Source organism: Nostoc sp. LEGE 06077 (genome assembly GCF_015207705.1).
Lineage (GTDB): Bacteria > Cyanobacteriota > Cyanobacteriia > Cyanobacteriales > Nostocaceae > Nostoc_B.
Genome location: NZ_JADEWI010000014.1, coordinates 1 through 23,501, shown reverse-complemented (window position 1 = coordinate 23,501; position 23,501 = coordinate 1). Strand labels below are relative to the sequence as shown.

Below are 23,501 nucleotides of genomic sequence, written 5' to 3'. Positions count from 1 at the left end.
ATGCCGATTTTGCTACTGCCAAGGTTATGATTTTTAAGTTATCAGATAGTTACTTGCTTGGTTCGCTGAAGATTTTTAGGGTAATTGCATGGCAGTTGAAAAAATCAGTTGGTCTAAAATGGCTTTTCAGATGAAAGGCTCGGTGATATCTTCAATTTATCCACGAGTTTTTTGGTGTGGCTTTTTTGGTGTTGTAATTTCTCTTCTTTATTATTTTAAATTACCTGTATCTCAACCTATTTTAGGCAATGTTATTCCCAGTATTGTCTTAGGTTTATTATTGGTTTTTCGGACAAATACTGCTTATGATCGATTTTGGGAAGGGAGAAAAGCTTGGGGATCTATAGTCAACACTGTACGTAATTTAGCCCGACAAATTTGGGTATCTATTGATGAATTTTCTCCAGAAGATAGAGAACATAAAGTTGCTGCCTTACGTTTATTAGTAGCCTTTGCAGTTACAACTAAATTGCATTTAAGAGAAGAAAAAATTACCAGTGAACTAGAAGAATTAATTCCCACATCTAAGTATATAAAATTGCAGACGATGAACCATCCACCTTTAGAGGTTGCTTTTTGGATTGGTGACTATTTGCAACAACAGTATGACCGCAAATGCTTAAATAGCTACCAGTTAACTAGTCTGCAAGAACTATTAAATAATTTAGTGGATAATTTAGGGTCTTGCGAACGGATTTTAAGAACTCCTATGCCTTTAGCTTATGCCATCCATCTCAAGCAATTATTGTTATTGTATTGCTGCTTATTACCCTTTCAAATGGTAGAAACTTTAGGATGGTGGACAGGCTTAATTGTCTCTTTAATTAGTTTTACCTTGTTTGGGATTGAAGCTATCGGCTTGGAAATCGAAAATCCTTTTGGTTATGATGCTAATGACTTACCACTAGATGCGATTTGTAACACCATGAAACGCAACATTGATGATTTAATTAGTTTGCCGCCTAATGTGCGATCGCATCCAGACAACATCACAAATTAATTTAACCGTCTAATTCCCTGTTCCAAACCTTGGCAAACACTTGTGAGAAAATCTAAATCTAGACTGGCAATATTATCACTAGGCTTGTGGTAGTTGGGATTCCGTAAAAATGCCGTATCTGTCACCATAATTGCTGGATAGCCCAAATCCCAAAAAGGTGCATGATCACTAAGTCTGGTTTGAGGTACAATTAAGCCTCGGTTGGGTACTGGTAGCCATTGACTGGGTAAACCTGCTTTGCGAATATTCCGGCTGAGACTGATTAAATCCCGAATTGTCCGCAAATTACCAATGAAAGCAATAAAATCACCTTGATTGGGATAAAATTTCTCCAACGGACGGGGATAAGCCTGAGAACCTGGGGTAGAGTTGCAATAACCCAGCATTTCCAGCGAGATCATTAAGCGGAGTTGTTGCTGTTGTTGATGCAATAAACCTGCATATTCAGCACTACCTAGTAAGCCATATTCTTCCATATCAAAAGCTACTAGCCGCAGAGGATATTTAGCTGGTTCCGCCGCAAATTTTCGGGCTAATTCTAATAACACTGCTACACCTGTAGCATTATCATCTGCCCCTGGTGTTCCCGGCACAGCATCGTAGTGCGCCCCAATCAAAATTGGGGGTAAATCTTCATACTTTCCACCTGCTTGACCTGATAAATTTAAAACCAGATTGTTGCAACTTTTCCCCCTCACGACAAAGGTGTGGATTTCCACACTTCCCCATTGGGAAAATTGTTGCCGAATATATTGTTGGACAAAGAAATGTCCGGCTGTTGCTAAGAAAGGATCGCGTTCTCTGGCGATTTCATGCAAATGAATTCGTAATTGCTCTTGTAAATTCAAAGCTTGTAAGTATTCTGCAAATAAACTTGTGAGTGTCAAGAGTAAGTCAAAAACCAATTAAAAAAGGGTGGATTACCCAACTTAAAGCGCTGATCAAGTAGAGTTTTTCGACTATGGATATTTAGAGTTACTTAGACATACTCAGCATTGTGAATGCTATCCTAGTTTTGCAACTAGCTCCTTAACCTTAAATTTATTCACCTTTTGCCTTAATTGACTATTATACCATTGAGGTGTTTTTCACTAATAGCTTCGTGCTATTGGTAGTCCTGGCCAATCATAATAAATTAATAGATATAAGACACACTAGGAGAAGAGTAACGCATGGGCAAGGTAGTCGGCATCGACTTGGGTACAACCAACTCAGTAGTCGCCGTGATGGAGGGTGGCAAGCCGGTGGTGATTGCCAATGCAGAAGGAATGCGGACAACCCCCTCCGTAGTTGGTTTCAGTAAAGATGGCGAGAGAGTGGTTGGGCAAATGGCACGGCGGCAAACCGTTCTCAACCCGCAAAATACTTTTTTTGCAGTCAAACGCTTCATTGGGCGGAAGTATGGTGAAATAAGTCCAGATTCTAAGCGTGTACCATACACCATCCGCAAAGACGAAATTGGGAATATCAAAATTGCCTGTCCCCGCCTGAGTAAAGATTTTGCCCCCGAAGAAGTTTCGGCAATGGTACTGAAGAAATTAGCCGATGATGCCAGCCGTTATTTAGGGGAACCAGTTACAGGTGCAGTTCTGACAGTTCCTGCTTATTTTAACGATTCTCAAAGACAGGCAACCCGTGATGCGGGGAGAATTGCCGGCTTAGAAGTATTGCGAATTCTCAACGAACCCACCGCCGCATCTTTAGCCTATGGTTTAGATCGTGGTGACACCGAAACCATCTTAGTCTTTGATTTGGGTGGTGGGACTTTTGACGTATCGATTTTAGATGTTGGCGATGGGGTATTTGAAGTTAAAGCCACCAGTGGTGATACCCAACTGGGTGGGAATGACTTTGATAAAAAGATAGTTGATTGGTTAGCAGAGCAATTTTTAGAAACAGAAGGTGTAGACTTAAGACGCGATCGCCAAGCCTTGCAACGTTTAATGGAAGCAGCAGAAAAAGCTAAAATTGAATTATCTGCTGTGAGCATCACCGATATCAATTTGCCCTTCATCACCGCCACAGAAGACGGGCCAAAACATATCGAAACTCGCCTGACGCGTTCCCAATTTGAAGGTTTATGTAGTGATTTAGTCGGACGTGTCCGCACACCAGTCAAACGGGCATTAAAAGATGCTGGACTCAGGCCAGAAGATATCGAAGAAGTTGTGTTAGTTGGTGGTTCGACAAGAATGCCAATGGTGAAGCAACTAGTCCGCGACTTAATTGGTATTGAACCCAACGAAAATGTTAACCCTGATGAAGTCGTCGCAGTTGGTGCAGCCATTCAAGCAGGTATCTTGGCTGGGGAACTGAAAGATTTGCTGTTGTTGGATGTCACACCTTTATCTTTGGGATTAGAAACCATTGGTGGCGTGATGAAAAAACTCATTCCCCGTAATACAACCATCCCCGTTCGCCGTTCGGATATCTTCTCCACCTCGGAAAATAACCAAAACACCGTGGAAATTCACGTAGTTCAAGGTGAGAGGGAAATGGCCGGAGATAATAAATCTCTGGGGCGTTTCAAGCTATATGGCATTCCCCCAGCCCCGCGCGGCATTCCCCAAGTCCAGGTATCATTTGATATTGATGCTAACGGGATTTTACAAGTAACAGCCTTAGATAGAACAACAGGCAGGGAACAAAGTATCACCATTCAAGGTGCTTCCACATTAAGTGAATCAGAAATTAATCGGATGATTCAGGACGCGCAAAAATACGCCGATGTCGATCGCGAACGCAAAGAACGCGTCGAAAAACGCACCCGTTCAGAGGCATTGATTTTACAAGCAGAACGACAACTGCGGGAAGTAGCCCTAGAATTTGGTATGCAATTTGCCCGCAGTCGTCGCCAACGCATTGATAATATTAGCCGTGAACTCAAAGAGAGTTTACAAGCTAACGACGATCGCGGCATTGATCAAACCTACGCTGATCTGCAAGATGCCCTTTATGAACTAAACAGAGAAGTCCGTCAGTATTATGCTGAAGACGAAGACGACGACTTGTTCGGCACCATCAAAGAAATCTTCACCGGAGGCGGCGACAAAGAACGAGAACGAGAACGGGAACCTGATTACTACCGAGATAGCTACCGTGAACGCGATTCTTATAGCAGCAGAGACTACGGTAGAGACAATGGCAAAGATTACGGTAGAGACAGCCGTTCTTCTGCCTACGACAGTCGTCCTTCTCGCCGCACATCCCGTCCTAGTTATCAAGATAATTGGGATGAAAATGATGATGATTGGTTGTAATACTCCCCATAGATGGCAACAACCACCTTTACTGAGGTGAGAAAGTTAATTCAAAATACGGATTTAGTCATTGGTGATAAGTAATAAGTAATGAGTCAATAGTATTAAGTAGGTAGACATAATTAAATATAAAATGCGAACCTGTGAAACCCTATCACATACTAGCTTTTACCTCCTGCCTGCTGTCTCCTGCCTTCTACGTGCTGATTACTTAATAAGTATTACCAACATCTAAAATCTAAAATCTAAATTTAAATAACTGACTATGCAAAATTTGCAGAATTTCCGCGATTACTACGAGATTTTAGGAGTAGCGAAAGATGCCTCTAATGAAGAAATTAAAAAGAATTATCGGCGGTTAGCTAGACAATATCACCCTGACTTGAATCCAGGAAATAAAGCCGCCGAAGAAAAATTTAAAGATATTGGCGAAGCTTACGAAATTCTTTCCGACACAGCCAAAAGAGCGCAATATGACCAATTTAGCCGCTATTGGAAGCAACAAGGCTTTGCAGGAAAAAAAACGCCAAAACCCAAAGGTTGGGCAGAACGTCCAAGCGATCGCAGCAACGGCAATCAAACTGTAGACCCCAGTCAATTTGCCAATTTTGAAGACTTTATCAATCAAGTAGTTGGTGTAGGTAGTCGCCAAGACACCAGAAATGGCAATACCACTAAAACCGATCCATTTCGTTCGCCAAACACCAAAGTTCAATATACAGTCCCAAAAAATCCGCCAAAAGCAGCCCGTCGGGATATTGAAGCCAGATTAACCTTACCACTAGAAAAGGCTTATCAAGGTGGTAACGAGCGCATTCGATTAGAAGATGGGCGATCGCTAGAAGTAACAATGCCGCCAGCAATGGTTACAGGTCAAAGTATTCGCCTAAAAAACCAAGGTATCGGCGGCGGCGACTTATACCTCAAAATTACCGTAGAACCCCACCCCTTATTTAAACTAGAAGGCGCAAACATAGCCTGTCAAGTACCTGTGACTCCCAGTGAAGCAGTTCTCGGCGGATCTGTAGAAGCACCTACCCTTGATGGCCCTGTAAAAATGAGTATCCCCCCAGGTGTTAGATCTGGTCAAAGGTTCCGCTTGGCAAATAAAGGCTACCCGATCGACAACGGCAAACGCGGCGATCAATTGGTGGAGATTCAGATAGTTACGCCAAAAAATATTAGCCCTGAAGAAAAAGAACTTTATGAAAAAATTCGGCAAATTGAAACCTTTAAACCCCGTGCTGATTTACTAGGTTAAGGTTTTCCACGCACAACCCGATAAAAGTTGTTGCAGTTCCTCAACGGTGTTAACAGTTTTAATGGCTTGTTGAACAGCTTTTAATCCCTGTAAATCACTGATTTGGGAAATATTCGGCATCAATTCTAAACCAGTATTGCCAAATTTAATTTCCAATACGAGTTCTATACTTGAATATAATTCCTCTCTTCGTCCACGTTCTTTACCACGTGCTTCACCCCGCGCTTCGCCTTCGCGTAAAATTTCTTGATACCAGGGTGACTCACGTATGACAACCATATCCTATCTCGTAATTTCCTCAACTAATGCACATCATCTTCTAGCTTCCAGAACTTATAACAATTGCCTTAGATCCTCGATTGTATTTGAAATTGTAATAGCTTGTTGAATAGCTTTTAATCTTGTTACATCACTAATCTGAGAGATAATCGGCATCAATTCTAAACCTGAATTGCCGAATTTCATCTTCAATACGAGTTCGATACTTGAATATAATTCTTCCCGTCGACCACGTTCTTCACCCCGCGCCTCACCCCGCGCTTCGCCTCGCGCCTCGCCTTCGCGTAAAATTTCTTGATACCAAGGTGACTCACGTAGCACAGCCATATCCCACCTCATTATTTCTTGAACTAACGCACTTTCTAAAACAAACGTAGCAAAAAAAGCTAAGACTGTTTCTAATTGGTTTAATTTTTCATCAGCCCGGAGAATTTGTAATGCTTCTCGAATTATCGACTCATTCTCACCGCCTCTGAGAATCGGTACAAAGGGAAGTAGAGATGGGAGGGGTTGTTCCAAGACAATATTCACATCGACTTCCCACAAGTTAATCACGCGATAATCTTGTAATGCCCGCAATCCAGCAATGTTTGATTCAAAGCTAGTAGGTATTGGTTCATTAGTAGTCTTTAGAATATTAATTAAAACAGGATATGTTGGTAGATTATATTTTTCTTCGGCCAGGGCTGAATATGCACGCATCCGGCGTGGCATTTGCGGTTGATAGCGTAATTGTAATTCGTTGAGAACAAGAAATTCTCCGTATTCAGGACTGGTAGCACGGACTAAAACATCACTTTCGCGGCTGATCCATTGAAATTCAGAACTGAGAATTTCCCCTGCAACAACATCAGGTATTTTTGTTACCCATCTTACCCAGTTATCGGGTGCAAGGCTGATTAATCTTTTAGTACTCACATCTGCGCGTTTCGTCATTGAGGTGAAGAAGTACTTAGGCAATGAAATTTATCGTACTTTGTAGATGCCATCACGATAAAAGATTTACATGGAGTGGGAGTGAGAGGTTTACAATATTAGAAAAAACCTCAAACAGCCGTGAATCAAAATGGGGCAATGCCACAAAGTAGTGAAACCTCCTACTACTCGCTGCTAGGACTGCATCCCTCAGCATCGGTGATTGACATTCGTCGTGCTTATCGGGAACTCAGCAAGCGCTATCATCCTGACACCACAGAATTACCTGCTGTCCTTGCGACTGCTAAATTTCAGCAAATTAATGAAGCTTATGCCACTTTAAGCCATCCCGAACGGCGACTCAACTATGACTTAAAAATTGGTTATTCCCGCTTTGGTGTAATTCAAGCACCTGCTGACTTGCATCATCCTGTGCGTTATGCTTACGATTACTCTAAATCAGCATACCTGGATGCCAGCGATCGCCCTCTTTCTTCTGGCGAAATCTTCGCTTTATTTATCTTGGTAATGACTTTTGTGGGTTGTTTATTACTAGCACTTGCGATCGGGTTAGCCCGTGGTGAGGCTGCTTTTCAAACCCAATCACCGCTACTAACCCCCAAAGTCGAACAGCAGATTTCTTCCGTATCCCAATTAACTAGTCCTGGGGAATTTCCAAACTATAACTTTTCCATATTCAAATAAACAGTTTCCTACCTCAAAATCTCAAAATCTTATGTCTCTTCTGCCAGCAGATACCCCTTTATATAATCATTCTCTGCCACAAATTGAGCAATGGTTAAAAGACCAAGGTTGTCAACAAGATGCAACACAACGTCATTGTTGGCGTGTGGAAAGATCAGATTGGCAAGCTGAACTTTGGCTGGATATTGAGCAAGTTGTAGTCAGATATCTCGAAGTTGGAGACAACCAACAAGAAATCCAACGCTCATTCAAATATTCCCTTAGCCGAGAAGATATAGAACAAGCTGTGTTTTCTGGCCCTTAAAAAGTCTGAAATATGAAGTCTGAAGTCTGAAAGAAATCTCAAACCCTTAGACCCAAAGGGGCTTGTCACAGGCTAAGTTAAAAACCCAAGAACGAAATTTACATTTCAGACTTCAGGCTTGACACTTCATACTTCATCAGACTTTCCCAAATCTTCGCTCTCGTTGTTGGTAAGTACACAAAGCCCGGTGGAACTCAGTACGGTCAAAATCAGGCCAAAGAGTATCCGTAATATACATTTCCCCATAAGCCATTTGCCAGAGGAGGAAATTAGAAAGACGCATTTCCCCGCTAGTCCGAATTAACAAATCGGGGTCATCAATTCCTGCTGTATAAAGATGGCTTTCAAAGACCGCTTCATCAATTTCATCTGGTTTGAGGATACCTTGCTGGACTTTTTGGGCGATCGCGCGACAAGCTTGTAAAATTTCTTGCCGCCCACCATAATTAGTTGCCACAGAAAACCGAATACTGCGATTATTCTTAGTTGCTTCCATTGAACGGGTAATTTCTTCTTGTAGCGATCGCGGTAAAGCCTGCAAATTTCCCACAAACTGAATTTGCACATTTTCCTCGACCATTTCCCGCAGTTCTTGGCGTAAAACTACTTGGAATAAAGTCATCAAAAAATCTACTTCTTCCTGGGGTCTTTTCCAATTTTCTGTGGAAAAAGCATAAGCTGTCAGTGCCTGGATTCCCCAGTCTTTGCAACAACGCAGCAAATCCTTCAAAGCATCTACACCACGCTTATGACCCATAATGCGCGGTAAACCTTGACGTTTAGCCCATCGACCATTGCCATCCATAATCACCGCAACGTGTTTGGGCAGTAGTTCCCGTTTCAAGTCGGGGGGCAAATATTGCAGTTCCGTTTGTTGTAAAGTCATTTTTTATCTCGAGAAGCGGTCGATGGTAATCCAAGTAAACGTGAAACCAGTACCAGTGCTTTACTACCAATCTGACGCACCCAGCTTAACAGACCGGGAGCTACAGCTTCCCGATCTACAGTTGGAGATAATCGAGCCTCTAATGACTCTTTGAGTTTTCTAATGGTCAGTGGTCTATTTAGGGTTCCCCGTTCCGCTAAGGAAATAGAACCCGTTTCTTCTGATACAACTACACAAATACAATTTTCGACTCGCTCAGTAATTCCCATTGCAGCCCGATGGCGTGTACCCAACTGGCGCGAGGCTGTGCGTCCCGAAAGTGGTAAAATTATACCTGATGATACAATTCTTGAGCCGCGAATCAACGTTGCTCCGTCATGTAACAAAGTTTTCGGCTGAAAAATTGTTTGTATAAGCTCCTTAGAGACCTCAGCATTTAGCTTAACTCCAGGCACAGAAAAATCTCGCTCGTCAATTGGGCCAGTGGTTTCCAAAATTAGCAAAGCTCCGATTCGGTTTTTTGAAAGTTCTTTAACCGCATCCACAATTTCATCAATCACACTATCAGATTTGGGGATGGACAAACTGGATGTTTGAAACAACTGGCGTAATTCTCCACGGCCTAGTTGTTCCAAAAATCTCCGAAACTCTGATTGTAAGGCTACCGCCATCGCCACAGCACAACCAATTACTAATTTTTCTAGGACAAAATTTAGCAGTGGTAAGCCCAATCTACCGCTGATTGCCGATGCCAGCATTAAAATAATAAATCCCCGCACCATCCATAGTGTCCGGCGCTCGCTAATAATAACCAGTATCATGTACGTCAGCGCCAGCACTAATACAATATCCAGAGTCCCAAGTAGCAAGGACTGTGACCATCCTAGGTTTGTCAGCCAATGCTTTGACCAATCTTTCATGACATCTGGATTATCTTTCTGTCTCTAATACGGTTAGTCATTTGTCATTTGTCATTAGCCATTAGTTTTGATAAATGACTAATGACTAAAGACTAATGACTACTTTTTAGTCTTTCTGGTAGGCAATCTTGCCGGATTAAGTCTTGATAAGTTTCGCGTTGCAAAATCAAATTTGCTTCACCATTCGCCACTACTACTGCTGCTGGCCGGGGTAAGCGGTTGTAGTTAGAGGCCATACTGTAATTGTAAGCACCAGTTGCCATAACCACGAGAATATCGTCTGGTTCAGTTTTTGGTAGTTGGGCATTCTTAATTAGGATATCTCCTGATTCGCAATGTTTACCAGCTACTGTGACTGTTTCTGTCAGATTAGCAGACATTTTATTGGCAACTACTGCCCGATAAACTGACTGATAAGTAATTGGTCGGGGATTATCGGACATTCCCCCATCAACAGATACGTAGGTACGAATTTCTGGTACTACTTTGGTTGCGCCAATGGTGTAGGCAGTAACACAAGCTGTAGCAATCAGCGATCGCCCTGGTTCACATAATAGCTTTGGTAAAGGCAAATTTTCCGCTGCACAAGTTTCTTGAAGAACTTGACAAATTACCTTTACCCAATCTTCAATACTAGGGGGATCATCGGATTCTGTATAGCGAATACCTAATCCACCACCAATATTTAACTCGGTTAAATTTAAACCATACTTAGCAGTATCACGGAACCACTGCACCATCACCGCCGCTAAATCTCGATGGGGTTGCAGTTCAAAAATTTGGGAACCAATGTGAGCGTGCAATCCTACGCAATTCAAAGAAGGTTGCTTGCTAACAAAGGTAAATACTTCCTCTAAGTCGTTGGGATCGAAGCCAAACTTACTATCTAAGTGTCCTGTGCGAATATATTCGTGGGTGTGGCATTCAATACCTGGGGTTAACCGCAGCATGATGCGAATCGGTTGGGTATTTTCGGTTAATTTCACCAACGTGTGTAACTCATACCAGTTATCTACAACAATTGTCACACCAGATTCAATTGCTAAAACTAGCTCTGGCTGAGATTTATTATTCCCGTGGAGGTAAATTTTCTCAGGACTAACGCCAGCATTCAAGGCTGTGTAAAGTTCACCGCCAGAGACGACATCAATTCCTAAGCCTTCTGAGGCAGCGATCGCACAAACGGCTAAACAATTCCACGCTTTAGAAGCATATAATACTTGAGATTCACCTTGATAGTATTGCTTAAACGCATCTCGGTATTGGCGACAAGCTGAACGGAGAGTGTCTTCATCTAAAATATATAAAGGCGAACCAAACTGCTGAACCAGGGTGGTGACATCACACCCACCAATTTCCAGGCAGTCATCACTGTTAACTTTGGCCGTTAAGGGTAAAAGTTCCTGGTTGGGCGAAATAGTTTTGTTTAGGTTGTGTTTTTGAGGTAAATACTGACTACCAGTATTTTTAACCTCAGTGGCGTGAGTCGATACCATAACTATATAAGTTGTCCTTGTGCAAATTACAGGCGTGAGGAAGTATCCCGATTTTCAGTTTACCAACACAGTGCTGAGTCACCGAAGTTTGCCCAGAGGGAGAGACTTCTTGCAACTTCTCGCTGAGTGCTGAGTAAAAAGTACGAGATAACTTTCGCGCAGCCGGAAATCAGCCATTAAGTGAAGGTAGTTTAAACTCAGCACGCTGCTCAACTCTCGCTACCGCTTACAGCACTTTCAACTCAGCACTTTTAATCAATGTGATTTCATCAGATTTAATATTGCGATCGCTCACAATCGATGACCTCAGTGCCATCCTCGAACTCGATCAAGCTTGTTTTGGTGGTCTTTGGACAATGGAAGGATACCAACGCGAGTTAGATAGTCCTAACAGCGAATTACTTGGGTTATTTTCGCCATTATCTAGCATTAAACTTTTGGGTATGGGTTGCTTTTGGTCAATTGTCGACGAAGCTCACATTACCATTTTGGCGATTCATCCCCAATATCACCGTCAAGGTTTAGGACAGGCTTTATTGTACGCCCTCCTGAAAACATCTGGCGATCGCGGTTTAGAGAGAGCCACCCTTGAAGTTAGAGCTTCCAACCTGGCGGCCATATCCTTATATCAGAAATTTGGCTTTAAAACCGCTGGCCTGCGACGGCGTTATTACCAAGATAATGGTGAGGATGCCTTGATTCTTTGGCTATCTGAGTTGCAATATCCCCAGTTTCAAAAAACTTTAGATAGTTGGCACACCACCATTTGCAAACAGTTGAGTCAATTTTCTTGGCAGTTAGTTGATTAATTAGTCAAAAAGAGGGGATAGAGGCTAGTACCGCCGTGAAGTCACCGGGATCAGGGAAAGCACGGGAAGTAAAAAAACTAATGAAAAAAGACAAACGGTCAAGAATTCTTTGATGATACAAGCCCCTAGATTTATCCTTGGAGTCAATCTAAAAAATCCTCAATTGTTTGACAACCGAGAAACTATCAACTTTTACTATCTTTAAATTATTAGAATATTTAATCAATATATTGTTTTTGATTTAAATAAAAAATATATTGATTAAAATTTTGACTTTTAAAGCTAAAGTGTGCTAATAATTAATATTTGTGACTGGTAAAATTATATTTACAATACCAGCAACTAACTATTTACAATCTAAGCTCAAAAGCTAGTAAATTAAAGCTCCTCAATAAACTAGCCACAGCAAAACTATAAATAGTTGACAAAATCACTAATTAAATTGAGTAGTCTCCCTTGGATGTCGATTATCTGTGATACAGACACCCAAAACCTTAGCCTGTGCTAAAATCAGCGTACCGGCACGACGCAGGTGATGGGAAAAATGCCATGTTTGAACGCTTCACAGAAAAAGCCATTAAGGTAATCATGCTGGCCCAAGAAGAGGCCCGCCGTTTAGGTCACAACTTTGTGGGAACCGAGCAGATCCTCCTGGGTCTAATCGGGGAAGGCACAGGAGTTGCGGCCAAGGTGCTGAAATCAATGGGTGTCAATCTCAAAGATGCCCGTATTGAAGTAGAAAAAATCATAGGCCGGGGTTCAGGCTTTGTGGCCGTGGAAATTCCGTTTACGCCACGGGCAAAGCGGGTTCTGGAACTATCCCTAGAAGAAGCGCGCCAATTAGGGCATAACTACATTGGCACCGAGCATCTGCTGTTGGGCCTGATCCGGGAAGGGGAAGGTGTAGCAGCCAGGGTGCTAGAAAACCTTGGGGTGGATCTATCTAAGGTAAGAACCCAAGTCATCCGAATGCTGGGAGAAACAGCAGAGGTTTCGGCGACCGGGCAATCGGGACGCACTAAAACTCCTACCTTGGATGAATTTGGCTCGAACCTAACCCAGATGGCGACGGACAATAAACTTGATCCCGTTGTAGGACGCGCGAAAGAAATTGAACGCGTGATTCAAATCTTGGGTCGCCGGACAAAAAATAACCCAGTGCTGATTGGTGAACCAGGGGTTGGTAAAACAGCGATCGCCGAAGGTCTGGCGAGCCGCATTGCCAACAAAGATGTCCCCGACATCCTGGAAGACAAGCGCGTAGTCACACTAGATATTGGTTTGCTGGTAGCAGGAACCAAATACCGGGGTGAATTTGAAGAACGCCTGAAAAAAATCATGGACGAAATCCGTTCTGCGGGTAACGTCATTCTCGTGATTGACGAGGTACACACCCTAATTGGTGCAGGTGCAGCCGAAGGTGCGATCGACGCAGCAAATATCCTCAAGCCAGCCTTGGCCAGAGGTGAATTGCAGTGTATCGGTGCCACCACCCTCGACGAATACCGCAAACACATCGAGCGCGATGCAGCCTTAGAACGCCGCTTCCAGCCAGTAATGGTAGGTGAGCCATCAGTTGATGAAACTATAGAAATATTGCATGGACTACGCGATCGCTACGAGCAACATCACAAGTTGAAAATTTCTGATGAAGCTTTGATTGCAGCAGCGAAATTGTCTGACCGTTATATCAGCGATCGCTACTTGCCAGATAAAGCCATCGACTTGATTGATGAAGCAGGTTCGCGCGTGCGGTTAATCAACTCCCAACTGCCCCCCGCAGCCAAAGAGTTAGATAAAGAACTGCGCCAAATCTTAAAAGAAAAAGATGATGCAGTGCGTTCTCAAGACTTTGACAGAGCCGGGGAACTGCGCGATCGAGAAATGGAAATCAAAGCCGAAATCCGGGCGATCGCTCAAAGCAAGACCAACGGTGCTGGTGGCGACGGTGTAGAACCCGTTGTTACCGAAGAAGATATTGCTCACATCGTTGCTTCCTGGACAGGCGTACCAGTGAACAAGCTCACGGAGTCCGAATCCGAGAAGCTGCTGCACATGGAAGACACCTTGCATCAGCGCTTAATCGGTCAAGAAGACGCTGTGAAAGCAGTTTCACGGGCAATCCGTCGGGCGCGTGTCGGTTTGAAAAACCCTAACCGACCCATCGCCAGCTTTATCTTCTCCGGGCCGACTGGGGTAGGTAAAACTGAGTTGGCAAAATCCTTGGCTTCCTACTTCTTCGGTTCCGAAGAAGCAATGATCCGCCTGGATATGTCGGAATATATGGAACGCCACACCGTCAGCAAATTGATCGGTTCGCCTCCAGGTTATGTTGGTTATAACGAAGGCGGTCAATTAACCGAAGCTGTGCGCCGTCGTCCATATACCGTGGTGCTATTCGACGAAATCGAAAAAGCCCACCCCGATGTCTTTAATATGCTGCTGCAAATTTTAGAAGACGGTCGGTTAACTGATGCTAAAGGTCGCACCGTTGACTTCAAGAATACCTTGCTGATTTTGACATCCAACATCGGTTCCAAGGTAATTGAAAAAGGCGCTTCCACCATCGGCTTCGAGTTCACCGAAGATGCAGGCGAATCGCAGTATAACCGGATTAAAACTCTGGTCAACGAAGAACTCAAACAGTACTTCCGTCCAGAATTCCTCAACCGTTTGGATGAAATTATCGTCTTCCGTCAACTCAACCGGGAAGAAGTCACCCAAATCGCCGACATTATGCTCAAAGAAGTGTTTGGTCGCCTGACAGAAAAAGGTATCACCTTAGAAGTCACCGAACGCTTCAAAGACCGTCTCATTCAAGAAGGTTATAGCCCAAGCTACGGTGCAAGACCGTTACGCCGGGCAATTATGCGCTTGTTAGAAGATAGCCTCGCAGAAGAAATTCTGTCTGGTCGCATCAAAGATGGCGATACCGCCGTGGTTGATGTCGATGAAAACGGCACTGTCCAAGTTAGTTCTCAACAGCGCCGGGAATTGTTACCTCAAGGAATTGAGTCTTAGTTAAAGTTTGGGATTAAGTCTCAAATAAATATTAGTAAGCGGTAGAGGAGCAATTTCTCTACCGCTTTTGTTTTATTGTTGGTTATGGCTAGGCTGTTACTATGTTGATAGAGCCAGAAATTATGAATTTAGACACTGTAACGGCTGTAGCTTTTATCGCTGAAGGTTCTTCTGTTCGTTATTTATTGCGACAATATATAAATGATCAGGAAATGGTAATGACTCAAACTGCTTTTGGTGAGTTCACTAATATAGTGAAAACTATTGGTGGACTATCAGAACAGACTAGGGCTAGGAGATTTTTACAAAGAGTCACTATTATTCCAGATAACCCATCACATAGAGCATTAAACTTACAACCAACAAGAAGGTTAGGAATAAGCGATATTATTATTTTAGGTACAGGTGATCAATTAGGTATTGTCACCACAACAGCAGATGCAAAAGCTGTTCGAGCAGCTTCTGCTCAAGGTGTAGATTTTCTTGTATATATTCATCCACCTTTTCCGTTAACTGGTAATTAATTATGCAAATAACTATTCCACCTCATCTACAAAGCACCTATCAATTAATCAAATGTGCTTTTCCTGATGGGATTGAAGCAGAAAATTATGAACCACTTTTAGCAATACTAAGTGAGGAAATGTCAGACAGAAACGTAGCAGAAGTTATCGCCTATTACGTTGGTAAAGATTATAGTGTTATACTCAATGACGTATACAGAGTACAGTCAATTGATATTCCTAAAGCTGAAGCTATTAATAATTTAAAAACCCTTTTACTGAGTTGTGGTTATCAGAATTGGCTTGACGAATTGTAATAATAACCAATAAGTCCACCAATATCACATTATCCTCTTACTATGTCAAATAAAGAATAACTAGGAATTTGTATAAGTATGTATACATCCTATATTGTCTTCTCCATAAATTTTTTTATTGCTTGTTCATAAACAAAATTATGGGGAAAGTTATATTTTTTTATTTTCTAATCAATTTTAATTCAAAAAATCACCTACTATCTTAACAAACCAATTCATTGTCTGATTTATAGTTTGATAGTTTTTTTGATCAAAAAAATCCTTGAGTTCATTAGGAAACTGCTTTTTAGCTTTAACAACTTCCACATTATTTCCGAATTGATGTCGTAATGCTTTTAAAGTAGGTTTAATATCAGATACAATTTTATCACTAGTCAGAAAGTTATCTTTCAAATTAGTTAATTGAATACTTGCCCATCCTGTTTGATTATCTATTTTAATTTTGACAAAATTAGGGTTTTCATTAGCTACGTATTGAGTAAACAATTTTTGTATATTATTTTCAATAGTATTATTTTTTAGCTTTTTAAATTCGATTCTTATAGTTTTACCTTTAGCCTCAACTCTGTCTGATAATGATTTACCACTAGCATCTCCGTGACTAGCAAAATCTCTAATATCCATAATAAAAGCAATTATCTTGTATTCAGGATAATCATAAGGGTTAAAATCATCTGGATTATTATTAATGATCTTAAAAAAGTCATAAAGTTTGGATTTTTTATAATAATCTGGTTCTTGCGTTTTTACTGCACCAGATTGCTTTAATGTAAATTGATTTAGCAAAATTTCTATTTGCATATATACTTTTCTACAAAATTCAGGAAAATCATCATTAATCAGAGCATTTATTGATTGTTGATTATATTCTTCTAGTTGTTTTTTGATTCCATTATGTTTTGGTAGATTGAGCCAGAGATACTGTGAATAATCAATTATATATATTCTTGTTGAATCAATCTTAATTTCTTGCTTAGATAACTTGTCGAAAAATGAAGAAAGGTTTTTGAGATTACTATTAATATTTTCAAATAAGTCTTGAGTGGCTTTATCCATTACTGTTACACTCTTTAAAAAAAATAATTAATAATTATCAGCTACTAAATTTAGAAAGTATTTTATACTGCTCTATACATTTTTTGTACAGAACATTTTCTTTTCCTTTAACCATACCGATAAACTCTATTTTACCTAGTAAAACTTGCTTAAATATTGTTTTACCTTTCATTGTAAACTTACTTTGGCATTCATATTTTTCTTGATACTCATTCTCCGCAGCTTCAAGCCCAAATTTAGCCCAAGCGTGAAGCATAGCACGAACCTGACGTACATAATTACGGTCAACGTTAGGAAAGATATTTGTTGTTAATCCCGTGACCTCTTGATGATTTCCTTTAACTTGTAATCTAACTTTCTCCTCATTTAGCTCAAATCCATTGTCGCTGATGATGTTCAGTAAAGTATTACCAACAATTAATTCTTCTCTATCTTCATCATTGACTATATATGCTAAATCTCTAGGAAATTTAGGCAAAGTTGTCGAGAAAGTAATATCATCCGCATATCTTGTATAAGTAGCTTTACAATCTTTAGCTAATCTCTGCAATTGACTATCCATCTTGGCACAAATCATGTTAGTAATTATTGGTGAAGTTGGTGCGCCTTGAGGTAACTGGTTATTATGACAGCAAATTTGAGCTAAAACAGTAGCAACTTCTGGATGTAAACCATACGGGGTAGTCATGAACATACCCCGCACCCTACCAAAATTAATAGAAGGAAAAAAATCTTTTAAATCAATATTGAAAACATAACGTTTCTTCGCATGAGATTGAGCATTAGTTACAATGTTTTTTCCCTTAACAAACCCATGTACAGATGGCTTTATCTCATATACTGCTTGTAACACTTGATTAAGTTTTCTTTGGATAATTTTGAGCGCAGTCACAGGAGTTGATATTTGACGAACACCACCAGACTTCTTTGATATTTCAAAGGTTTTATAACGCTGGTTAGGGTCAACAACATATATATGATAAACAAGGCGAGAATAGGAAACGTTTAAAAGGTCAGCTAGATCCGATGGCTGCTTGAGAGAATAAAATTGTTCTCGCAAAGATTCGGGTTGGTCTGTGAGAATTAATTTAGAACTATCTTTCACTTTGTCAACGAAATTATCTTAACTAGCTATCTGTTAGAGAATAGTTATATTGTTGATATTGAATATTTGTAAATAATTAAAAAAATATCACTTGCGGATGTATTCTCGCCTATTCGGGAAAGGAAAAGGAGTCAATTCAGGAGAACAGAATCCTCGTAAAGCTGACCGTGAAATACACCGTCGCAGGATCAACAACGGAAATCAATACTTATTCCCGCAAGTGATATAAGTAATTTGTCTTGTGAATCATCGAAATTCAATGATTCAGAAATACTTGTAAGTTGTTTTAAACTTCAAGTAACTAAAGTCTCATTATACTCAACAAATATATCCTGTCAAATTTACATAAAGCCAATTTTTAGTAATAATTATGAAACTGCTCAGTCATAATTATTAAAAGATGAGCATAAATCAATTGAAGATAGATTATTGACTAATGAATTATTCTAAATGGAGCGATCGCCCTCAATAATCTCGTAAGCTAAGTTAAATGGCTCTCCTAAATATCTCCAAATTTCTATTCATTTTTTGTTCGCACATAATACTATCATCAGCACGATAATACAATTACGGACAATTACGGCGATCGCTCTTTTTTCCTCTACATCGCTGTGGTGCGATAAAAAATAGATTTCCTCCCAACGATAGATGCGATGGGTTTTTTCTAAATTATTGACAATAATTCTTACTTATTATATTATCTCAAATAATAGTTGCAAAATATTTGCAACTTTTTTTGTGCCATATTTTTGATTTTTAAGGTAATGCCCAACAACTTCGTTCTGGGTAAAGAGCAACTATTCAGTCGTCGTCAACTGCTGAAACTAGGAATATGTAGTGCGGGGTTTGCTGGTACTGCGGCGCTTTGGCATACCCTGAATTCACAAAGTAAGTCGATAGTTAAAGTACCACCGCTAGAGATAACAGCAACAAACCAAGTTGCTAATCCTATGCAGATGTTGCGAAACTTTGATTATGGAGTAGTCAAGCAGGAAAACGGACGGACTGTCAGAGAATTTCAGTTGACTGCGGGTACTTCTGTAATTCAACTCAACAGTGCTGTTTCCTACAACGTTTGGGATTTAAACGGTCGGATACCAGGGCCAACCCTACGGGCGAAACAAGGCGATCGCGTGCGGATATTATTTCTCAATAAGGCAGGACATTCTCACTCTCTACATTTTCATGGTGTTCATCCCGCAGAAATGGATGGGATTCGTCCTGTCAGCAATGGTAGCGCCACAATCTATGAATTTGATGCAGAACCTTATGGGGTTCATTTGTACCATTGCCATATCGAACCAGTTACCCGCCATATTGCTAAGGGTTTGTATGGGATGTTTATCATCGATCCTCCTACGCCGCGTCCCTCGGCTGATGAAATTGTCTTAGTGATGGCTGGGTATGACGTAAATGACGACAGCCACAATGAATATTATGCCTTTAATGGATTGCCCCACCACTTCATGGATAATCCCATCCCGATTTATCAAAATCAATTGATTCGCTTGTATGTTCTTAACATCATTGAATACGATACGGCGGTGACTTTTCACTTACACGCCAACTTTTTTGATGTTTATCGCAGTGGAATGACTATGACTCCCAGCGAGAAAACCGATGTCATCACAATGGGTGTAGCAGAACGGCACATTTTAGAATTTGCTTTCCGCTATCCAGGTAAATATATGTTTCATCCGCATCAAGATGCGATCGCAGAAAACGGTTGTATGGGTCAATTTGAAGTAATTGCTGATAATTCTTCTCAAAGTTCTCTGAAAAATTCTTAGCCGAATTAATCTAGCTAATTTATCTCAAAGATACTAATAAGTAGCTATTTTAATAGCTTTGAGTCGCAATTGTCTTGAAAAAAATATTAAAATATCCTCAAAAATTTTCCAAGTAGTTGCAAAAGTATTGCATTACCTGCAAAATGAGCATAGCGAACTCTACGACACTGAGTCATACCAACTGTTAAAAACATGAAAAAATTTAAATACTTTTGTTTAACTATTGCTACTGCTGCCATTGTTAGCCTCAGCGCCTGTAACAAAACACCAACCGCAGAAAAGCCATCCGCACCCAGTGCTAACTCAACATCCACAGCCCAAGTCACAGAAACGACAAGCCACAGCGGTCACGGTAGCAAAGCACAAATTAATATAAATACGGCTATATTGTCAGAGTTAGATAAATTTGAAGCTAAATTAGGTGTACCAGCCTTATCGAACAAAATTCAGGCCAGCCGTCCCTATGCTAGTCCCGAAGATTTAGTTAACAAAAAAGTAATTACCCAAGAACAGTTCGACCAAATTAAAGACCAAGTAACAGTTCAAGAAGTTGTCCTCACAGGTGAAGCCAAAGATGTTGATTACATGACAAAGTTAGGCTTGATGAAAGGACATCTTTTAGTAGCACAAGAACTGTTAGATAAGAATTTACCGAAACAAGCAGAACCGCATATTGGACACCCAGTAGAAGAAATCTACGTGGATGTAGAAGATCAGTTGAATGAACGCAAAGTTAAAGAATTCAAGACAACTTTGGTAGGTTTACAAGATTTAGTTAAATCGAATCCCAAAAACGCCAAAGTTAAAACAGATTTTACTGCTTCTGTGGAATCTGTAGATGGCGCGATCGCAGTTTTACCTGAAGCACAACGCACAAAACCGGGATTTGTGCTTCAGGTAATTAATGAATTGTTAGATTCAGCTAATTCTGAGTATGGGGCAGCGATCGCCGATGGGAAAATAACCGCAGCTATTGAATACCAAGACTCTCGTGGCTTTGTCCTTTATGCCAACGACTTATACAAAGGTATTTCTAGCCAAGTAGCACAAGATAATCCCGACGCAAACAAAGCAATTGAAACCAGTCTCAGTGAACTAATTAAAGTTTGGCCCAGCGCCATTCCTCCCGCTAAACCAGTTAAAACACCTGTAGAAGTCACCCAACTAATCAAAACCATTGAGCAAAATTCTCAAAAAGTTATTGATAAATCAAGTACACAAGCGCAACGATAGACTCTAAACTAACAGAAAAGTAGAGAAGCAAAAGTTTAAAATAAGTGAGCCGTGAGCAAATAATTAGAGATGAAACTTGAAACTCTTCTGTGCTTCATTCCTAATTAATGGCTCATCAGGCTCCATTTGTATATTGCTGAACTTAACAACTGATGCAAGAACTTGACCAAAAAAAGACTATCGAACTCCTCAATACCATCATGGAATTTGAGTTAGCAGGAGTAGTACGTTATACCCATTATTCCTTGATGGTGACTGGCCCAAATCGGATTCCTATTGTGGGTTTTTTTAAGGCACAAGCAAGTGAATCTTTACTTCATGCCCAACAAGTTGGAGAAATTCTCACTGGGTTAGATGGGCATCCCACCCTCAGAATTACACCAATGGAAGAAACTTTTAAGCATTCCGTCAAAGATATTTTGGCAGAAAGCTTATCTCATGAAAAGAAAGCCTTGGAATTGTACAAAAATCTCTTAGATACGGTGAGCAATGCTAGTGTCTATTTAGAAGAATTTGCCCGTGGCATGATTGGACAGGAAGAACTGCATAATCTCGAATTGAAAAAAATGCTGCGGGATTTTAGCTAATAGTTAATAGTCAATAGTTAACTGTCAATGGTCAAAAATATAGACTTTCAACTCTTGACTTTTAGACTATTGACTTTAGACTATTGACTTTAGACTATTGACTTTGGACTAAGAACAATGAATTTTAGTACTGCCTTACCTACTTTTGTAATTACACTCCGGGAAGGAGTGGAAGCCGCCTTAGTTGTAGGGATTGTTTTGGCTTTATTAAAAAAAGCCAAACAATCCCGACTGAATTCTTGGGTGTACGCTGGTGTTGGTGTTGGTATTGTTGTCAGTGCATTGATAGGTGTGCTGTTTAGTATTGTGATTCAAGCACTAGGAAAAATTAATCCGCAATACACATCTGTAGTTGAACCAGGACTAGAAGGTGCGTTTAGTGTGTTGGCGATCGCAATGCTCAGTTGGATGCTAATCTGGATGACGAAACAAGCCAGATTTATGAAAGCCCAGGTAGAAGGCGCTGTTACAGAAGCACTGACTCAAAATGGCAATGCTGGTTGGGGCGTTTTTACTCTAATTTTAATTGCTGTAGTCCGAGAAGGTTTTGAAACTGTCCTCTTCATTGCGGCTAACTTTCAGCAAGGTCTAATTCCGACAATTGGCGCTCTTGGTGGTTTATTAGTCGCAGCCACAATTGGTGTATTGTTATTTAAATTAGGTGTTAAAATCAACATTCGCCAGTTTTTTCAAGTCATGGGCGTTTTATTAGTGTTGATTGTGGCCGGGTTAGTCGTTTCTGCATTAAAACACTTTGACGATGCTGTTGCTAACTTAGCCCTCAGTAGTCGCGCCACAGAAAGCCTTTGTTTTTACTATGAACACTTTACCAAAGTTCACTCTTGTATTTTAGGGCCGATAGTTTGGAATACTTCTAGTATTTTGCCTGATGACCAATTCCCTGGGATTATTTTTAAATCTTTATTTGGCTATAGAGAAAATCTCTATTTTGTGCAAGCAGTAGGATATGTTATATTCTTGCTCACTGTTGGCGGGTTATATTTCCGCAGTCTAGGTGGCGAAACTCCAAAACCTACTAAAAATATTTCTCTTTTGCAGAAATAAACTGATAAATAAATAGTAGGGTGGGTATGACTATATCCACCCTACTATTTATTTGCGGTTAATTCTTCCTTACTTTACCCAATGAATATGGTAATTGCCATAACAATATTTTCTACAGATACTTACTTTTGACAATCACTTTTAAAGCATCTGATAAATGTGTGTTATCAAGGGCAAACATCTCTATCCCATTATCATTCACTTCATAGGTTACGTGAACATTCTCCTCCAATTTTGTATCTAGCAATTTCAACAATTCTCCCAATTTGGGAGCTAACACACATTTTTCATCTTCATCTCTGCCAAAGTTAATAATTTGCCCAATACATCCATTAACATCAGGCGCTAAATCAATACCGATGTGATTTCCTCCCCCATCGTGCATAAGAGGTATCCATTTTTCATGTGCATATACGCTTTGGATAACTCCTTCTGGATAAGATGTACAGAAATCATTGAAATCTTCTAAGCCATTGTCAATAATTTCCTTCCAACATAACCAATTTCGCTCCACTTCAGACAGCGAGAGAAATTGTAAGCCATAAAAAATGCCTCGTCCTTCTATGGATTCTCCATTATTGAGTCGATATAAAGTTTTCATCTCTGCTGGAATTTCATAACCAAGTACCGTTTGCAAATGTAAAATTTCATCTTCAGTTGCAGGTGGGTTGAGATACTTGTAATATTCAGGAAACCTATTTTTAATCTTTTCTCGATAGCTTAACCAGTATGTACTCACAAGATGATTCATCTGAGATTAATTTGCTGCGAATACCCCTCTTCTGTCACTTTCCGAAATAAGCAAGTAGTAAATAAATGAAATTATCCAGAAGAGAAAAAAGGTTTAAATTGGTTCATTGTAAAAATTAGGTGATTAAATCCAAGCAATAAATCGGAATTGGGAAAAACATTTAGCCAGGGATAAATCAACCAAAATAATAAAAGAGGTTGAACAATTAAACGAAGATTATTTAAAGTATTCTTCCATC

At 40.4% G+C, this 23,501-nt stretch carries 21 protein-coding genes and 2 pseudogenes; 13 read left to right on the top strand and 10 right to left on the bottom strand.

Going from position 1 to position 23,501, the window contains the following annotated elements:
• The first annotated feature begins 88 nt into the window (after positions 1–88).
• Positions 89–1,000 carry a bestrophin family protein gene (locus IQ244_RS12035; protein ID WP_193894134.1) on the top strand — a complete coding sequence of 304 codons (912 nt, stop codon included), beginning with the start codon at positions 89–91 and terminating at the stop codon, positions 998–1,000.
• On the opposite strand, the gene IQ244_RS12030 is transcribed toward IQ244_RS12035, so the two are convergent.
• On the bottom strand, positions 997–1,848 hold the full coding sequence (locus IQ244_RS12030) for a M28 family peptidase (RefSeq protein WP_193894385.1): 852 nt from the start codon (positions 1,846–1,848) through the stop codon (positions 997–999). The two genes, IQ244_RS12035 and IQ244_RS12030, sit on opposite strands and share 4 nt — an antisense overlap.
• Positions 1,849–2,172: 324 nt before the next feature.
• Here IQ244_RS12030 and dnaK point away from each other — a divergent pair, with 324 nt between their 5' ends.
• Positions 2,173–4,260 carry a molecular chaperone DnaK gene (dnaK, locus tag IQ244_RS12025; protein ID WP_193894131.1) on the top strand — a complete coding sequence of 696 codons (2,088 nt, stop codon included), beginning with the start codon at positions 2,173–2,175 and terminating at the stop codon, positions 4,258–4,260.
• 265 nt (positions 4,261–4,525) lie between these two features.
• Positions 4,526–5,521 carry a DnaJ C-terminal domain-containing protein gene (locus IQ244_RS12020; protein ID WP_193894116.1) on the top strand — a complete coding sequence of 332 codons (996 nt, stop codon included), beginning with the start codon at positions 4,526–4,528 and terminating at the stop codon, positions 5,519–5,521.
• Here IQ244_RS12020 and IQ244_RS12015 read toward each other — a convergent pair.
• A pseudogene (locus IQ244_RS12015) lies at positions 5,513–5,803 on the bottom strand (transposase); the annotation flags it as partial. The gene IQ244_RS12020 and the pseudogene IQ244_RS12015 overlap by 9 nt on opposite strands.
• A 51-nt stretch (positions 5,804–5,854) precedes the next feature.
• On the bottom strand, positions 5,855–6,736 hold the full coding sequence (locus IQ244_RS12010; protein WP_193894113.1) for an Rpn family recombination-promoting nuclease/putative transposase: 882 nt from the start codon (positions 6,734–6,736) through the stop codon (positions 5,855–5,857).
• Positions 6,737–6,874: 138 nt separating this feature from the next.
• Here IQ244_RS12010 and IQ244_RS12005 point away from each other — a divergent pair, with 138 nt between their 5' ends.
• Together IQ244_RS12005 and IQ244_RS12000 are read left to right on the top strand one after the other, a co-directional pair.
• Positions 6,875–7,420, top strand: coding sequence for a J domain-containing protein (locus IQ244_RS12005; RefSeq protein WP_193894110.1), 546 nt, complete (start codon positions 6,875–6,877; stop codon positions 7,418–7,420).
• A gap of 31 nt (positions 7,421–7,451) precedes the next feature.
• Entirely contained in the window at positions 7,452–7,724 is a 273-nt protein-coding gene (locus IQ244_RS12000) for a DUF3143 domain-containing protein (protein ID WP_193894108.1), read from the top strand.
• Positions 7,725–7,860: 136 nt separating this feature from the next.
• Here the strand turns inward: IQ244_RS12000 and uppS are convergent, their stop codons facing one another.
• The 3 genes from uppS to lysA form a co-directional block, all read right to left on the bottom strand.
• Complete coding sequence (gene uppS / locus IQ244_RS11995; protein WP_193894105.1) at positions 7,861–8,610, bottom strand: polyprenyl diphosphate synthase; 750 nt, start codon at positions 8,608–8,610, stop codon at positions 7,861–7,863.
• The gene (cdaA, locus tag IQ244_RS11990) at positions 8,607–9,530 is read right to left on the bottom strand and encodes a diadenylate cyclase CdaA (RefSeq protein WP_193894103.1); all 924 of its coding nucleotides are present in this window, start codon (positions 9,528–9,530) and stop codon (positions 8,607–8,609) included. The genes uppS and cdaA overlap by 4 nt, the downstream gene beginning before the upstream one ends.
• A gap of 92 nt (positions 9,531–9,622) precedes the next feature.
• A complete protein-coding gene (lysA, locus tag IQ244_RS11985; protein ID WP_193894099.1) occupies positions 9,623–11,026 on the bottom strand; it encodes a diaminopimelate decarboxylase in 1,404 nt (467 codons plus the stop codon).
• A gap of 260 nt (positions 11,027–11,286) precedes the next feature.
• Between lysA and rimI the strand changes: the two genes are divergently transcribed.
• The 4 genes from rimI (at position 11,287) to IQ244_RS11965 (ending at position 15,676) form a co-directional block, all read left to right on the top strand.
• On the top strand, positions 11,287–11,835 hold the full coding sequence (rimI, locus tag IQ244_RS11980) for a ribosomal protein S18-alanine N-acetyltransferase (RefSeq protein WP_193894096.1): 549 nt from the start codon (positions 11,287–11,289) through the stop codon (positions 11,833–11,835).
• 549 nt (positions 11,836–12,384) lie between these two features.
• The gene (locus tag IQ244_RS11975; RefSeq protein WP_193894093.1) at positions 12,385–14,856 is read left to right on the top strand and encodes an ATP-dependent Clp protease ATP-binding subunit; all 2,472 of its coding nucleotides are present in this window, start codon (positions 12,385–12,387) and stop codon (positions 14,854–14,856) included.
• A 122-nt stretch (positions 14,857–14,978) separates the two neighbouring features.
• Complete coding sequence (locus tag IQ244_RS11970) at positions 14,979–15,380, top strand: DUF1308 domain-containing protein (protein WP_228058873.1); 402 nt, start codon at positions 14,979–14,981, stop codon at positions 15,378–15,380.
• Positions 15,381–15,382: 2 nt separating this feature from the next.
• The gene (locus IQ244_RS11965) at positions 15,383–15,676 is read left to right on the top strand and encodes a DUF3349 domain-containing protein (protein WP_193894090.1); all 294 of its coding nucleotides are present in this window, start codon (positions 15,383–15,385) and stop codon (positions 15,674–15,676) included.
• A 177-nt stretch (positions 15,677–15,853) separates the two neighbouring features.
• Here the strand turns inward: IQ244_RS11965 and IQ244_RS11960 are convergent, their stop codons facing one another.
• Positions 15,854–16,732, bottom strand: coding sequence for a hypothetical protein (locus IQ244_RS11960; RefSeq protein ID WP_193894087.1), 879 nt, complete (start codon positions 16,730–16,732; stop codon positions 15,854–15,856).
• A 37-nt stretch (positions 16,733–16,769) separates the two neighbouring features.
• Positions 16,770–17,837: a reverse transcriptase domain-containing protein gene (locus IQ244_RS11955; RefSeq protein WP_193894084.1), complete on the bottom strand. Its 1,068-nt coding sequence runs from the start codon at positions 17,835–17,837 to the stop codon at positions 16,770–16,772.
• Positions 17,838–18,601: 764 nt separating this feature from the next.
• Between IQ244_RS11955 and IQ244_RS11950 the strand changes: the two genes are divergently transcribed.
• The 4 genes from IQ244_RS11950 (at position 18,602) to IQ244_RS11935 (ending at position 22,512) form a co-directional block, all read left to right on the top strand.
• Positions 18,602–19,627 carry a multicopper oxidase domain-containing protein gene (locus tag IQ244_RS11950; protein ID WP_193894081.1) on the top strand — a complete coding sequence of 342 codons (1,026 nt, stop codon included), beginning with the start codon at positions 18,602–18,604 and terminating at the stop codon, positions 19,625–19,627.
• 192 nt (positions 19,628–19,819) lie between these two features.
• Entirely contained in the window at positions 19,820–20,860 is a 1,041-nt protein-coding gene (locus tag IQ244_RS11945; protein WP_193894062.1) for a ComEA family DNA-binding protein, read from the top strand.
• Between the two features lie 152 nt (positions 20,861–21,012).
• Complete coding sequence (locus tag IQ244_RS11940) at positions 21,013–21,447, top strand: ferritin-like domain-containing protein (RefSeq protein ID WP_193894059.1); 435 nt, start codon at positions 21,013–21,015, stop codon at positions 21,445–21,447.
• Positions 21,448–21,564: 117 nt separating this feature from the next.
• Complete coding sequence (locus tag IQ244_RS11935) at positions 21,565–22,512, top strand: FTR1 family iron permease (protein WP_193894056.1); 948 nt, start codon at positions 21,565–21,567, stop codon at positions 22,510–22,512.
• Between the two features lie 112 nt (positions 22,513–22,624).
• Here IQ244_RS11935 and IQ244_RS11930 read toward each other — a convergent pair whose 3' ends face one another.
• A complete protein-coding gene (locus IQ244_RS11930; RefSeq protein WP_193894053.1) occupies positions 22,625–23,263 on the bottom strand; it encodes an SMI1/KNR4 family protein in 639 nt (212 codons plus the stop codon).
• Positions 23,264–23,334: 71 nt separating this feature from the next.
• Positions 23,335–23,501: pseudogene (locus IQ244_RS11925) on the bottom strand (IS701 family transposase); the annotation flags it as partial.